This is a genomic window from Halomonas stenophila, assembly GCF_014192275.1.
In the GTDB taxonomy this organism is placed as follows: domain Bacteria; phylum Pseudomonadota; class Gammaproteobacteria; order Pseudomonadales; family Halomonadaceae; genus Halomonas; species Halomonas stenophila.
In genome coordinates, this window is record NZ_JACHXR010000010.1 from 40392 (window position 1) to 55362 (window position 14971).

10 protein-coding genes are annotated in these 14971 nt (G+C 70.0%); 3 read left to right on the forward strand and 7 right to left on the reverse strand.

Annotated elements, in window-relative coordinates:
• Window positions 1-29: 29 nt before the first annotated feature.
• Together FHR97_RS15215 and FHR97_RS20540 are read right to left on the reverse strand one after the other, a co-directional pair.
• Complete coding sequence (locus FHR97_RS15215; protein WP_183384649.1) at window positions 30-665, reverse strand: MiaE family protein; 636 nt, start codon at window positions 663-665, stop codon at window positions 30-32.
• Window positions 666-691: 26 nt separating this feature from the next.
• Window positions 692-1126: a DUF1289 domain-containing protein gene (locus FHR97_RS20540; protein WP_183384650.1), complete on the reverse strand. Its 435-nt coding sequence runs from the start codon at window positions 1124-1126 to the stop codon at window positions 692-694.
• 236 nt (window positions 1127-1362) lie between these two features.
• On the opposite strand from FHR97_RS20540, the gene acnB reads away from it, so the two are divergent.
• The 3 genes from acnB (at window position 1363) to FHR97_RS15235 (ending at window position 6779) form a co-directional block, all read left to right on the forward strand.
• Window positions 1363-3963, forward strand: a complete 2601-nt coding sequence (acnB, locus tag FHR97_RS15225) for a bifunctional aconitate hydratase 2/2-methylisocitrate dehydratase (RefSeq protein ID WP_183384651.1) — start codon at window positions 1363-1365, stop codon at window positions 3961-3963.
• 376 nt (window positions 3964-4339) lie between these two features.
• Window positions 4340-4825: a ribonuclease E activity regulator RraA gene (gene rraA / locus FHR97_RS15230; RefSeq protein ID WP_183384652.1), complete on the forward strand. Its 486-nt coding sequence runs from the start codon at window positions 4340-4342 to the stop codon at window positions 4823-4825.
• Between the two features lie 70 nt (window positions 4826-4895).
• Window positions 4896-6779 carry a glycerophosphodiester phosphodiesterase gene (locus FHR97_RS15235; protein WP_183384653.1) on the forward strand — a complete coding sequence of 628 codons (1884 nt, stop codon included), beginning with the start codon at window positions 4896-4898 and terminating at the stop codon, window positions 6777-6779.
• A gap of 8 nt (window positions 6780-6787) precedes the next feature.
• Here FHR97_RS15235 and FHR97_RS15240 read toward each other — a convergent pair whose 3' ends face one another.
• From FHR97_RS15240 to ppsA, 5 genes are all read right to left on the reverse strand, one after another.
• Window positions 6788-8617 carry a gamma-glutamyltransferase family protein gene (locus FHR97_RS15240; RefSeq protein WP_246404066.1) on the reverse strand — a complete coding sequence of 610 codons (1830 nt, stop codon included), beginning with the start codon at window positions 8615-8617 and terminating at the stop codon, window positions 6788-6790.
• 57 nt (window positions 8618-8674) lie between these two features.
• Window positions 8675-9097, reverse strand: coding sequence for a hypothetical protein (locus FHR97_RS15245; RefSeq protein WP_183384654.1), 423 nt, complete (start codon window positions 9095-9097; stop codon window positions 8675-8677).
• 52 nt (window positions 9098-9149) lie between these two features.
• A complete protein-coding gene (locus FHR97_RS15250) occupies window positions 9150-9926 on the reverse strand; it encodes a universal stress protein (RefSeq protein WP_183384655.1) in 777 nt (258 codons plus the stop codon).
• Window positions 9913-12321: a Lon protease family protein gene (locus tag FHR97_RS15255; protein ID WP_183384656.1), complete on the reverse strand. Its 2409-nt coding sequence runs from the start codon at window positions 12319-12321 to the stop codon at window positions 9913-9915. Before FHR97_RS15255 ends, FHR97_RS15250 begins: the two co-directional genes overlap by 14 nt.
• 182 nt (window positions 12322-12503) lie before the next feature.
• On the reverse strand, window positions 12504-14876 hold the full coding sequence (gene ppsA / locus FHR97_RS15260; RefSeq protein WP_183384657.1) for a phosphoenolpyruvate synthase: 2373 nt from the start codon (window positions 14874-14876) through the stop codon (window positions 12504-12506).
• Window positions 14877-14971: the final 95 nt, after the last annotated feature.

Consider the following 14971-nt stretch of genomic DNA (forward strand, 5'->3'; position numbering starts at 1 on the left):
GATCGGCCCTGCTGGGCGGCGCGGCGGCCTCAGGCCGGTACGCCGCTGTGAAAACGAAATGCCGTGTCCGGCATGGTGATCAGTTCGGCCTCGCGTTCGGCGAAGAAGGCGAGGCGTGTGTCGAGCGCCTCCGGGGCGAGCTGCCGCGCCAGCATCAGATAGTCCTCATAGTGGCGCCCTTCCGACTTAACCAGACCGCGATAGAACTTGGCAAGCTCGGCGTCCAGGTGCGGGATCAGGCGAGCGAAGCGCTCGCAGCTGCGCGCCTCGATCAGGGCCCCGACCAGCAGGATGTCGACCAGCCGGTGGGGCTCCTCGCCGCGCACGTGCCGGCGCAACCCCTCGGCATAGCGCGACGCCCCGATATGGCGGTAGACGATGCCCCGAGCCTCCATCAGCTTGATCACCTGCTCGAAATGCAGCAGTTCCTCCCGAGCCAACTGGCACATCCTGGACAGCAGCAGGGGCTGGTCCACATAGCGGTGGAGCAGGCTCATGGCGGTGGCGGCGGCCTTCTTCTCGCACTGGGCATGGTCGATCAGCAGCAGCTCGGGATTGGCGAGCGCCCAGTCGACCCAGGCATCGGGGGTGGCACAGGGCAGGAAGTCGAGCAGCCCCGGGGGGAGCAGGTCGTCGAGATCGGGCGCGGCAAGCATCGCAGTCATGTGGGGAAGTCCGGCGGCTCAAGGGTTCAGGAGAGGGGCACGGCCGCATGCCGGCGCGTCTCGGCGGCGGCCATCAGCTCGGCCGAGATCCGGGCATGCAGGGCCGCGGCGTCCAGCCGCTCCCGCGGCGCCAGGCCGTAGCGGGACAGGTCGCGGATCCGCCCGCGCCCCACCCGCAACAGCTCCACGGCCCGGGACAGCGGGGGCTGCTCGGCACGAAAGCGGATGCGATGGCGTTGCAGCTGGGCCTCCAGGGCCTCGGCATCCAGCACGACCAGGTGGCGCCCGGCCACCGCCACGCGGAGGGCATCGAGCTCGGCCATGCGCCGCTCGCGCGCCTCCCCTGCCAGGGCCGGCCAGTCGCGGATCTCGCCATCCAGGCGTTGGCAGCCCCGGCAGACGCGGTCGCCCACCGTGGTCGAACAGAGCCCCACGCAGGGTGAGGTGACGCGCCCGGCCATCGTCCGCTCCTCTCCGTTGATTCGTTATCCATGGTAACGCGGCACGGGCGCGCTGGCACCCTGCGGAGGGCGCAGACCAAAGTTCAAGGGCCGGCGGGAGGGGCGTCCTTAACATTGTCGACAGTTTCTTCTAGAATTGCGCCACCGTTGACCGTGTCGATTCACGCGCCGAGTCGGCCGCGCGACGGCCCCGTCGCGCGGCCGACTCGGCTATCACCACCAATGAGGGCCACCACGTGCTTGAAGCCTATCGCCAACATGTCGAGGAGCGTGCCCAGGCCGGCGTTCCGCCGAAGCCCCTGAACGCCGAGCAGACGGCTGCCCTGGTCGAGCTGCTGAAGTCCCCGCCCGCCGGAGAAGAAGAGGCCATTCTCGACTTGCTCACCAACCGCGTCCCGCCGGGCGTCGACGAGGCCGCCTACGTCAAGGCCGGCTTCCTCACCGCCATCGCCAGGGGCGAGGCCGAGTCCCCGCTGATCGACCGCGTCCATGCGGTCAAGCTGCTGGGCACCATGCAGGGCGGCTACAACATCGTCTCCCTGGTCGAGCTGCTGGACGACGAGGCGCTGGCCACCGAGGTCGGTGAACAGCTCAAGCATACCCTGCTGATGTTCGATGCCTTCCACGACGTGGAGGAGCGCGCCAAGGCAGGCAACGCCGTGGCCGAGGACGTGATCCGGTCCTGGGCCGAGGCCGAGTGGTTCCTCTCCCGGCCGGCCCTCGACGAGAAGATCACCCTGAGCGTGTTCAAGGTGCCCGGCGAGACCAACACCGACGACCTCTCCCCGGCCCCGGATGCCTGGTCGCGCCCGGACATCCCCCTGCACGCCAACGCCATGCTCAAGAACGAGCGCGACGGCATCGAGCCGGTCGAGCCCGGCGTGACCGGCCCGCTCGAGCAGATCGAGGCCGTCAAGGCCCAGGGCTTCCCGGTCGCCTACGTCGGCGACGTCGTCGGCACCGGCTCCTCGCGCAAGTCCGCCACCAACTCGGTGCTGTGGTTCTTCGGTGACGACATCCCCAACGTGCCGAACAAGCGCGCCGGCGGCTTCTGCTTCGGCGGCAAGATCGCGCCGATCTTCTTCAACACCATGGAAGACTCCGGCGCCCTGCCGGTCGAGATGGACGTCGAGAAGCTCGAGATGGGCGACGTCATCGACGTCTATCCCTACGCGGGCAAGGTCTGCCGTCACGGCAGCGACGAGGTGCTGACCACCTTCGAACTCAAGACCCAGCTGCTGCTCGACGAGGTGCGTGCCGGCGGCCGGATTCCGCTGATCATCGGCCGCGGCCTGACCGCCAAGGCCCGCGAGTCCCTGGGCCTCGCGCCCTCCGACGTCTTCCGACTGCCCGAGCAGCCCGCCGACACCGGCAAGGGCTTCACCCTGGCCCAGAAGATGGTCGGCAAGGCCTGCGGCATGGACGGCGTGCGTCCGGGCATGTACTGCGAGCCGAAGATGACCACCGTGGGCTCCCAGGACACCACCGGGCCGATGACCCGCGACGAGCTCAAGGACCTGGCCTGCCTGGGCTTCCAGGCCGACCTGGTGATGCAGTCCTTCTGCCACACCAGCGCCTATCCCAAGCCGGTCGACGTGGAGACCCACCACACCCTGCCCGACTTCATCATGAACCGCGGCGGCGTCTCGCTGCGTCCGGGCGACGGCATCATCCACTCCTGGCTGAACCGCATGCTGCTGCCCGACACCGTGGGCACCGGCGGCGATTCCCACACCCGCTTCCCGATGGGCATCTCCTTCCCGGCGGGCTCCGGGCTGGTGGCCTTCGCCGCCGCCACCGGGGTGATGCCGCTGGACATGCCGGAATCGGTGCTGGTGCGCTTCAAGGGCCAGCGTCAGCCCGGCGTCACCCTGCGTGACCTGGTCCACGCCATCCCCTACTACGCCATCCAGCAGGGCCTGCTGACCGTCGAGAAGTCCGGCAAGAAGAACGCCTTCTCCGGTCGCGTCCTGGAGATCGAGGGCCTCGAGGACCTCACCGTCGAGCAGGCCTTCGAGCTCTCCGACGCCTCCGCCGAGCGCTCCGCGGCCGGCTGCACGATCACCCTGGGCGAGGACTCGGTCGCCGAGTACCTGAAGTCCAACATCACCCTGCTCAAGTGGATGATCGCCAACGGCTACGGCGACAAGCGCACCATCGAACGCCGCATCCTGGCCATGGAGGAGTGGCTGGCCGAGCCGAGCCTGATGCGCGCCGACCAGGACGCCGAGTACGCCGAGGTCATCGAGATCGACCTCGACCAGCTGGCGGAGCCGGTGCTGTGCGCCCCGAACGACCCGGACGACGCCCGCCTGCTCTCCGAGGTGGCCGGCGAGACGATCGACGAGGTGTTCATCGGCTCGTGCATGACCAACATCGGCCACTTCCGCGCCGCCGGCAAGCTGCTCGAGAAGCAGCCCGCCGGCAGCCTGAAGACCAAGCTGTGGCTGGCCCCGCCGACCAAGATGGACCAGCACCAGCTGACCGAGGAAGGCTACTACGGCATCTACGGCCGTGCCGGCGCACGCATGGAGATGCCCGGCTGCTCGCTGTGCATGGGCAACCAGGCGCGGGTCGCCGCCAAGAGCACCGTGGTCTCCACCTCCACCCGCAACTTCCCCAACCGCCTGGGCGACGGCGCCGACGTCTACCTGGCCTCGGCGGAGCTGGCCGCGGTGGCCGCGGTGGAAGGCCGCCTGCCCAGCGTCGACGAGTACCGGCGCTACATGAGCGAGTTCGACGCCATGGCCGGCGAGATCTATCGCTACATGAACTTCCACGAGATCGAGGAGTTCCAGAAGGCCGCCTCGAACGTGATTCCGGTGGCCGAGGCCTGAGCCGGAGCCCACCCTTCGACTCCGATGCTCGCACCATCGAAGGCCCGCCGCCCCGGCGGCGCGGCCGGAGCCGATGACCGAAGCGCCCCGTTACGGGACGCTTTTTTTGTACCCACCCGGCCGGCCACCACCAGGGCTATCGCAGTTGCCTATAGCGAGGGGCGCCGGGGGCAGGCCGTAGAGGAGGTCCTACGCCAGGGATGGCGTCGGTAGCGCCCAGGGAGGGGTTCACAGCGCCTCCTCAAAGGCCTGTCGACGGATCAGCCCCGAGCGATCCTGCTATCTGCGATACCCCTGCGGCCACCACCAAGGAGGGATGGCCTTCGCCGGCCGCTATGGCATCATCGAGACCTCATTCCGAGACGAGGACGTTGCCATGTCCCCCATCGTGACACCCGATATCTGCGACGCCTATCCCGAGGTCGCGGTCCTCGAGCCGCTGTTCGTCAACTTCGGTGGCGTGGAGGCCTTCTGCGGCCCGGTGCGCACCGTGAAGTGCTTCGAGGACAACTCCCTGGTCAAGCAGGCCGTCGACGAGCCCGGGGACGGCGCCGTGCTGGTCGTCGATGCCGGCGGCTCGACCCGCTGCGCGATGCTCGGCGACATGCTGGCCGAGCAGGCCGCCGGCAACGGCTGGGCCGGCGTGATCCTGTACGGGTGCGTGCGCGACGTGGACATCCTGGCCGAGACCGAACTCGGCATCCAGGCACTGGCCGCCCATCCGCGCAAGAGCGAGAAGCGCGGCGAGGGCCAGCGGGATCTCCCGGTCAGCTTCGCCGGGGCGACGATCACCCCCGGCCAGTGGCTCTACGCCGACAACAACGGCATCCTGGTGGCCGACGAGCGCCTGACGCTGCCGTGAGCGACCGAGGATTTGCCTCGGCCCCCGGCCGGTGCCACCCTGAGGCCATGACCTCGTTCCCGCGGTGTTCATGCAGGCCCTGCCACGACTGACCGGCGATGTGCTGCGCAGCATGCGCGAGCACCTGCGCCCGCTGGTCGCCTATCACCTGTTCTTCACCCTGCTGGCCTCCAGCCTGCTGCTGCCGGCGGCGGGCTGGGCCCTGGCCCACCTGCTCGGGCACTTCGGGCGGCCGCTGCTCTCCCCGGGGGCCCTGCTCGAGATCCTGCTGACCCCCGGTGGCCAGGCCTGGCTGCTGGCCGCCCTGGGCGTCATCTTCCTGCTGCTCTACCTGCAGCAGGCCGGCATGACCCTGGTCGCGGTGCGCCCGCGGGACCATCACGTCCGCCTGGCCTTCGAGGCCCTCTGGGGCTGCCTGAGGCGGCTGCCGGCGCTGTCCGGCCTGGTCGTCCTGCAGGTCGGCAGCCAGCTGCTGCTGGCGCTGCCGCTGGTGTTGGCCCTGGTGGGTCTGCATGACCTCATCCTGGGCCACCTGGACAGCTACTACGTCCAGCAGGTGCGCCCGCCGGCGTTCTGGGGCTTCCTGTCCGCGGCCCTGCCGCTGGTGCTGCTCTGGGCGGTGGCAGCCGCCACCCTCTACACCCGCTGGCACCTGGCCCTGCCGGTGCTGATCCTCGAGGAGGCGTCTCCCCGTCGTGCCCTGGCCCGCAGCGTCGCCCTGACCCGCGGCCGCGGGCACGACATCGCCCTGTCGATCCTGGTGCTGCTGGCGGTGATCCTCGCCCTGCCACTCGCGGCGAGCGCCGCCTTCGATGCTCTCTTCACCCCCTTGCTCGGGCACCTGCCCGACCGCCAGGCGGTGCTGGTTCCCGCCATGCTCGGCTACGTGGGGCTCTATGTACTGGTCACGCTGGCCATCGCCTTCCTCGGCATCGCGGCCAACGCCCTGATGGGGGCCTGCCTCTACCTGCGCCTGGCCCATCGCGAGCCCAAGCCGCCGGCCCCACCCCCCGGCACCCATCCGGGCCGACTGGCCTGGGCCGTGGAGCTGGCGGTGGTGCTGTTCGCGATCAGCCAGGCCTGGTTGATCGTCAACCGCTTCGAGCTGCGCGAGGAGGTGGCGATCATCGCCCACCGCGGGAGTTCGCTGAAGGCGCCGGAGAACACCCTGGCGGCCATCGACCAGGCCATCGTCGACGGTGCCGATCTCATCGAGGTCGATGCCCGCCTGACCGCCGACGAGCAGGTGGTCCTCCACCACGACAGCAGCCTGGCACGACTCGCCGGTGATTCGCGACGCATCGCCGACCTCGACCGTGCCAGCCTCGCCACGGTGGACGTGGGCAGCTGGTTCGGCGACCCCTTCGTGGGCACCCGGATTCCCGGCCTCGACGAGGCGCTGGTGCGGGTACGCGGTCGCGCCGCCCTGATGATCGAGCTCAAGCCCGCGGCGGGGGACGGCGGGACCCTGGTGCGGCGGGTGCTCGACGTCCTGGCCGAGGAACGCGCGGTCCGCCTGGCCTGCCGCGAGCGCGCCCCCGACGGCATCCGGCGGGCCGCCTGTGGCGAGCCCGCCGTGCTGGAGCAGGTGGCACTGGCGACCCAGGCCTACCCGCTGCTCGCCGAGATCGAGCGGCAGGCCCCCCGGGCCCGCACCATCCTGCTGGCCCAGCTGGTGATGCGCGGCACCCTGCCGCGACGGGGCTTCGATGCCCTGGCCCTGCGCCACAACCGGATCGATGCGGACGAGGTACGCCGCGCCCACCACTATGGCTACCGACTCCACGCCTGGACCATCAACGACCCGGCGCGCATGTCGCGGCTGATCGACCTCGGCGTGGACGGCATCATCACCGACCGGCCGGACCGGCTGGCGGCACTGATCGCCGAACGCCATCGCCTCGGCGATGGGGCCCTGATGCTGGTCAAGCTGCGCAACTGGCTGCGGGGGTGACGGCCGCGTCAGTCACCACTCGCGGTGCCGACCCCTCGCGGGTCGCTGGCCCCGACCAGGCCATCGTCGGCGCGTCGCAGGACCTGAAGACCACTGGTCAGCTCGCCGGTCTCGACGTCATGCCCCCGCTCGGCGAGGGCCGCGTGGACCGCCTCGGGGTAGCCGTCCGCCTCGAGGCGGATCCCCCCGTCGCGGGTGACCACGTGCGGCAGGCCGATGGCCGTGGCCGGATCGAGCCGCCAGTCCAGCAGGGCCACCAGTGTCTTCGCCAGGTAGTGGACGATGGCGGCGCCGCCGGAGGCCCCCAGGCTCGCCACCAGCTCGCCGCTCGCCCGGTCGAAGACCAGGGTCGGGCTCATGCTCGAGCGCGGTCGCTTGCCGGCGGCCACCCGGTTGGCGAATGGGGTTCCCTGGTCATCCGCCGGTCGCCAGGAGAAATCGGTCAGCCCACTGTTGAGCAGGTAGCCCCCGGCCTTGCCGGTGCCCCCGTCGGCCAGTAGCCGGGCCCCGAACGCCTGCCCGATGGAGGTGGTCATGGCCACGGCCTGTCCCTCGCCATCGATGACGCTGACATGGCTCGTGCCGTGCTCCGGCTGGACGGGCTGCATCGCCCAGGCGCTGTCCAGCGGGCCCGGATTGCCCGCCAGCGCCCGATCATCGCCCATGCGCTGCTCGCCGATGAGGCCGGCGCGACTGGCCAGGTATTCGTCGGCCACCAGCGTCGACCAGTCGCCACCCGGCGGATCAACGAAGTCCGGATCGGCGACATAGCGGTTGCGGTCGGCGAGCGCCAGCCGCGAGGCCTCGACGAAGCGGTGCAGCCAGGCCGCCGTGGGCCGCTCCTCCTCCAGTGGCGCCTCCAGCGGGGACAGCTGGGCGAGCGTGCCGAGGACCTGCATGACGGAGAGGTGACCGGAGGACGGCGGGGGGAAACCGCAGACACGCCAGCGCCGCCAGGGGACACAGAGCGGCTCGCGCTGCTTGGCGACATAGGTGGCGAGATCCTCGAGGCTCAGCGCGCCGGGCAAGTCGGGATGGCCCTGGACCCGGGCCACCAGGTCCTCGGCGACGGCGCCGGTATGCAGCGCCGAACTGCCCTGTTCGGCGACCCGGCCGAGGATCGCCGCCAGGGCGGGGTTGGTCAGCGTCTCCCCCGCAGCGAGCGGCTCGCCGTCCTCCGTGAAGTAGAGGGCGGCCGCCGCGCCGTCGTCGGCGAGCTCGGTGGCCGCAGCCAGCTCGTGGTTCAAGCGGTGGCTTACCGGGACCCCCTGCTTGGCCAGCGCAATGGCCGGCGCGACGAGGCTCGCCCAGGCCAGGCGGCCATGGGCGTCGTGGGCCACCTCCAGCATCCTCAGCAGGCCCGGCACGCCGACGGCACGGCCACTGGAAGCGGCCACGGAAAAGGCCAGCGGCTCGTCCGCCCCATCCATGAACAGCGTCGCCTCCACGCCCGAGGGGGCACTCACCCGACCATCGAAGGCCCGCACCTGCTCCCCGTCGTAGAGCATCAGGAAGCCACCACCGCCGATGCCGCTGGACTGCGGCTCGACCAGGGTCAACACCAACTGCGCGGCGACGGCGGCATCGATGGCCGCGCCACCGGCCGCGAGGACCTGGCGGCCGGCATCGGTGGCCAGCGGGTGCGGCGTGACGACGGCGAAGGAGGTGGCGGCCACGCTGGACGGGGCATCCTCATCGGCGGCCCGCTCAGGGAGCGAGTCGGGGCGTTGATACTGGAACGACGACTCGGCCTCGCCCAGCACCGGCATCAGTACCAGCAGGGCGCCCAGGGCCGCCTGCCCCAGGCGTGGGCTGACTAGTGGGGGATCTCTATCCATGGCCACGGCTCCCGTGACGAAGAAGGTCAGGCTCCTCCCAGCATAGGCGATGCCGGCTCAGCGCCGACATCGCCAGGCCGCCAGTAGACCGATGCCGGCTAGGGCGCCCAGCCCCACGGCCCCCCAGCCCAGTGCCTCGACGATCTGGAGGAACTCGCCGGGCAGGGAGTGGGGACGGGCGGCCATGCCATGGGCGGCCAGCCGGGTCCCGCCATGGAGCAGCAGGACCAGCAGGGCCAGGGGCCAGGCGCCGTGCAGCCGCGCCAGCGCCTGGGTGAGACGCCAGGGGCCTGACGGGGCGGGCCGGCGCGCGGCGCGAGCGGCGTTGCCGCGCCGCCGGGGGGTGGCGGCGGAACGCGACGGCGTGGCCCGCCGGCGGCCCAGGCGACCGAACAGCCAGCGACCGGTCCGCCACAGCCCCCAGCCCAGGGTGAAGGAGACCGACAGCGCCAGCCCGCCCATCACCAGGAAATACGTCATGGAAAGAGTCCTACCAGGGATGGAGGCCGACATGATGCCAAAAGTCGCCGGCTCAGGGCACCACGACGACCGGCATGGCCAGACGGGACAGCCAGTCGGGGTCCTCGGCGAGCAGCCCGCGAAGCGCGTCGCGATGCAACAGCAGGGCGCCGCCGCGGCACACCGCCAGCCGACGCGTCAGCGCGGCTGCGTCGCGGCGGGGAATCGCCTCCGTGCCGTCGAAGAGCGTCGACAAGGGCGTGGGGACCGAAGGCGCGTCGCCGGAGGCCGGATCCACCAGCACCCGCAGCGGGCCCGGCATCGCCGGCGCCCTCCCCTCGTCCCAGACGACCACCGGACAGGGCGCGGAGAGGATCAGCCCCAGGCTGGTGGTGCCCAGCCGGGCGCCGAAGCGACCGGCCAGCCCGGCCTTGCCGAGCAGCATGATGTCCCCGGGGGTGGCGATGGACAACGCCTCGGGGATTACCCGGCCCCGGCTGATCTGCAGCGAATGCCGGAGCCGCCGCCCGGCCACGGCGAGCTCCAGCGCCTGGCTGACCCGCTCCGCCTGGCGTGCCAGGCTCGCCTCGAGCTGGGGGGCGGTGAGGCGACGCACCTGGCCGGAATGGCCCCCCACCTCCCGGGCGAAGGGAAAGGCGACGCTGTGCAACAAGTCCTGATCCTCGACATAGACCGCGACCAGCTCCACCCCCTCCCGCTCGGCGAGACGCACGGCGGCGGACAACGCCGCCAGGCTGTGGCGGGAGGCATCGAGCAGGGCCAGCACCCGGGCCACGGCCACGGCGATGTCGCCTTCCGTGCCGTCCTGATGCCTATCATTCTCGGCCATCGGCTTCCCCCACGTCTCCATCGCCGTGATTGCCGTCCCCCCCATCACTGGTCGTGGCGGGGCGCGAACGGCTGCGCCGGACGGCCGCGCGGAACGCCCTCAGGCGCTCGGCGACCCGGTCATCCAGCGAGTGGTTCTCCTCTTCCGCCTCGGTCAGCAGCTCCAGCGCCTCGTCGACGTGGCGGATGGCGTAGAGTCGGAATGCGCCCGACGCCACGGCCTCGCGGACCTCGCTACGCAGCATCAGATGCTCGAGGTTGGCGGCCGGCAGGATCACCGCCTGCCCCTCCGCCCCTCCCCGGGCCCGACAGACCTCGAAGAAGCCCTCGACCTTCTCGTTGACGCCGCCCACCGCCTGCACCTCGCCATGCTGGTTGATGGACCCGGTCACGGCGAAGGCCTGGTCCAGCGGTATCCGGGCGATGGCCGAGACCAGCGCACAGGCCTCGGCCACCGAGGCGCTGTCACCCTCCACGCCCCCGTAGGACTGCTCGAAGGCCAGGCTCGCGGACAGCGACAGCGGCTCGTCGCCGGCATAGCGATTGGCGAGGTAACGCGACAGGATCATCACCGCCTTGGAGTGGATGGGCCCGCCCATCTTGGCCTCGCGCTCGATATCCACCACCTGGCCGTTGCCGGGGCGGGCGGTGGCGGTGATGCGGATCGGCTGACCGAAGCCATGATTCGTCAGCTGCATCACCGTCAGGCCGTTGACCTGCCCGACCCGGGTCCCCTGGGTGTCGATCAACAGGGTGCCGCGGATGATCGCCTCCTGGCTACGCTCGCGGACCCGGCCGGCCCTGTGGCGCTGCTCATCCACGGCGCGCTCCACGGCCTCGCGGCCGATCACCTCCCGACCCGCGATTCCGGCCCAGTGGTCGGCCTCCACCAGCAGGTCGTGCAGGTCGCGATGGCGGGCGGTGAGTCTGCACTGGTCATCGGCCAGGCGGCTGGCCCGCTCGATCACCGCGGCCACCCCCTCCGGGTCCAGGGGACGCAGGCGCTCCTCCTGGACGAGCATGGCCACCATGCGCGCATAGAGATCGAGCTTGCCGTGGTCGCGGTCGAACTCGTCGTCCAGGTCGGCCTGGACCTTGAACAGTGCCAGGAAGTCCGGGTCATGCTCGCAGAGCAGGTAGTAGAGCAGGCGATCACCCAGCAGCACGACCTTGACATCCAGCGGCACCGGTTCGGGTTCGAGGGTCATGGTGCTGATCAGCCCATAGGCCTGTTCGAGGGACTCGGTGCGGATCTGCCCGCCGTCCAGCACCCGCTTGAGGGTCTCCCAGGCCCCGGGTTGGGTCAGCAGGGCGCGCACATCCAGCACCAGGTAACCGCCGCTGGCCCGATGCAGGGCGCCGGCGCGGATCAGGCTGAAGTCGGTGAGCAGGGTGCCATTGTGTACCTGATGCTCGATCCGCCCCACCAGGTGCTGATGGCTGGGCAGGTCCTGATAGACCACCGGCGCGCCCTCGGTGTCGCCGTGGTCCACCAGCAGATTGATGCGCAACCGGCTGAACACCGCCTCGGGCGGCACCTCGGGCTGGTCGGAATGGAAGGCATCGACATGATGGAGGATCGACTCGCGGATACCCGACAGGTGGGCCAGCACGCCCTCATGATCCGCGTAGCGTTCCTCCAGCTCGCCCAGGGGGGCGCCAATGACGGACTGTAGCATCTCCTCGTTGAGGGCATTGACCTGCTCGCGCAGGGACTTGGTCAGCTTGGGCATCTGGCGGATGGCCTTGGTCAGCTTCTCCTGCAGGATCTCCACGGTGCGCTCGATGCGCTCGCGTTCCTCCTGATCCAGGGCCTGGTAGGCATCCGGCGACATCATCTCGCCGTTCTCGTCGGCGGGGGCGAAGGTGAAACCGCTGGGCGTCGAGAGCAGCAGGATGTCGTGTTCCCTGGCCTCGCGGCGCACCGACTCGACGGCATCCCGCTGCTGCTCGCTCATGGCCTGCTTGAGCTCATGGAGGCGGTTCTGGTACTCATCACTCTCGAACACCGCCGGGATGGCACCTCCCAGCTCCTCGATCAGCCGCTCGATATCGCCGCGCAGCTGCCGCCCCAGGCCGGGCGGCAGACGTAGCAGCACGGGACTGGCGGGGTCGTCGAAGTTGTTGAGGTAGCACAGGTCCGGGGGCACCGAGCCCTCGGCGGCGCGCCCTTCGAGGAAGCGCGTGACCAGGCTACGCAGGCCGTGTCCGGCCGGGCCCAGCACGTAGAGGTTGAAGCCCTGATGTCGGACGCCCGTGCCCAGGATCAGGGCCTCCCGGGCCCGATCCTGGCCCCCGATCAGGTCCAGGGGGTCGAGTTCGCTGGTCAGCTCGAAGTCGAAGCTCTCGCTCGGGCAGCGCCGGAACACCGCCTCCACCGTCAGGGGGTCCACCATGGCGTATCTCCTGTGCCGATACGTCCAGTATGGAAGATGGCACCGCGACCCGCCCGACCCGGGTCATGGTCATCGCGATCGGCGCAGGATGGCGCGACGCCGGCCGATCCCGGGCACCAGACGACGACACCCGGGCAAGGCCCGGGTGTCGCGGTCGAGGTGGCGGTGGCGGCGAGGCCGGCTCAACCCAGCTTTTCGCCGGCCAGCATGAACCAGGTCTCGAGCACCGCATCGGGGTTCAGGGATACCGAGTCGATGCCCTGCTCCATCAGCCACTTGGCGAGGTCAGGGTGGTCCGACGGCCCCTGGCCGCAGATGCCCACGTACTTGCCCTGGGCCTTGCAGGCCTGGATCGCCATGGACAGCAGCTTCTTGACCGCCGGGTTCCGCTCCTCGAAGAGGTGCGCGACGATGCCGGAGTCCCGGTCGAGGCCCAGGGTCAGCTGGGTGAGGTCGTTGGAGCCGATGGAGAAGCCGTCGAAGTACTCCAGGAACTCGTCGGCCAGCAGGGCATTGGCCGGCAGCTCGCACATCATGATGACCTTGAGGCCGTCCTGCCCCCGTTCCAGGCCGTTGGCCGCCAGCAGGTCGACCACCTCGCGGGCCTCGTCGGTGGTGCGCACGAAAGGCACCATGATCTCGACGTTGTTCAGCCCCATCTCGTCGCGGACGCGCTTCAGTGCGCGGCACTCCAGCTCGAAGCAGGGGCGGAAGGCGTCGGAGATGTAGCGCGAGGCCCCGCGGAAGCCGAGCATGGGGTTCTCTTCGCCGGGCTCGTAGAGCTTGCCGCCGATCAGGTTCTCGTACTCGTTGGACTTGAAGTCGGAGAGGCGCACGATGACCCGCTGGGGATAGAAGGAGGCCGCCAGGGTGGAGATCCCCTCCACCAGCTTGTCGACATAGAAGCTGACCGGGTCGGCATAGCCCGCGGTGCGCAGGTCGATGGTCTGCTGCAGGTCGGCGGGCAGGGTGTCGTACTCCAGCAATGCCTTGGGGTGCACGCCGATCATGCGGTTGATGATGAACTCCAGGCGGGCCAGGCCGACGCCGGCATTGGGCAGGCCGGCGAAGCCGAAGGCGCGGTCCGGGTTGCCCACGTTCATCATGATCTTGAAGGGGATCTCGGGCATGGCATCGACGCTGGTGACGTTGCGGTCGAATTCCAGCAGGCCGTCGTAGACATGGCCGGTATCGCCCTCGGCGCAGGACACGGTGACGTCGCGGCCATCGGCCAGGGCCTCGGTGGCGTCGCCACAGCCGACCACCGCCGGGATGCCCAGCTCGCGGGCGATGATCGCCGCGTGGCAGGTGCGACCGCCGCGGTTGGTGACGATCGCCGAGGCCCGCTTCATGATCGGCTCCCAGTCCGGGTCGGTCATGTCGGTGACCAGCACATCACCCGCATGGACCTTGTCCATGTCGTCCGGCGAGAACACGACCTTGACGGTGCCGCGGCCGATGCGCTGGCCGATGGCGCGGCCGGTGACCAGGGTGCGCCCCTTCTCCTTGAGCTGGAAGCGCTCCAGCTTGCCGCCCTCCTGCTGGGAGACTACCGTCTCGGGACGCGCCTGGACGATGTAGAGGCTGCCGTCGTCGCCATCCAGCGCCCACTCGATGTCCATGGGACGGCCGTAGTGCTCCTCGATGGTCACCGCCTGGCGGGCCAGCGCCATGACCTGCTCGTCGTTGATGCTGAAGCGGCTGCGGTCGGCCAGGGGCACGTCGACGGTCTCCACCGACTTGCCGGCGCTGGCATCCTCGGTGTAGACCATCTTGATCAGCTTGGAGCCCAGGCTGCGGCGCAGCACCGCCGGGCGGCCGGCGGCCAGGGTCGGCTTGTGGACGTAGAACTCGTCGGGATTCACCGCGCCCTGTACCACGGTCTCGCCCAGGCCCCAGGAGGCGGTGACGAAGACCGCATCGCGGTAACCGGACTCGGTATCCAGGGTGAACATCACGCCGGCGGCGCCGGTCTCGGAGCGCACCATCTTCTGCACGCCGGCGGACAGCGCCACGTTCTCGTGGGCATAGCCACGGTGCACCCGATAGGAGATCGCCCGGTCATTGAACAGCGAGGCGAACACCTCGTGGACGGCGCGCTTGATGTTGTCGAAGCCCTCGATGTTGAGGAAGGTCTCCTGCTGGCCGGCAAAGGAGGCGTCCGGCAGGTCCTCGGCGGTGGCCGAGCTACGCACCGCCACCTTGAGATTGGGGTGCCGGGCCAGCAACTGTTCGTAGCTGTCGCGCAGGGCCTGCTCGAAGGCCGGCGGCAGCGGGGTATCGATCACCCACTGGCGGATCTGGGCACCGACCCGGGACAGCTCGGCGACGTCATCCACGTCCAGGGTGGCCAGCGCCTGGTTGATGCGGTCGTTGAGCCCCTCGTGGGACAGGAATTCCCGGTAGGCGTCCGCCGTGGTGGCGAAGCCACCGGGAACGGTGACGCCGGCACCGGCGAGGTTGGAGATCATCTCGCCGAGGGAGGCATTCTTGCCGCCCACTCGCTCGACGTCGTCCATGCCCAACTGATCGAACCACAGAATGTACTCGTCCACGTGAGACCCCCCTTGGATGGCGTCGCCGGGAACCCTGGGCGCGCCGTCATGACTGGATGCTGGCGACTCTACCAGCGGCGATCCATATTCGCCAT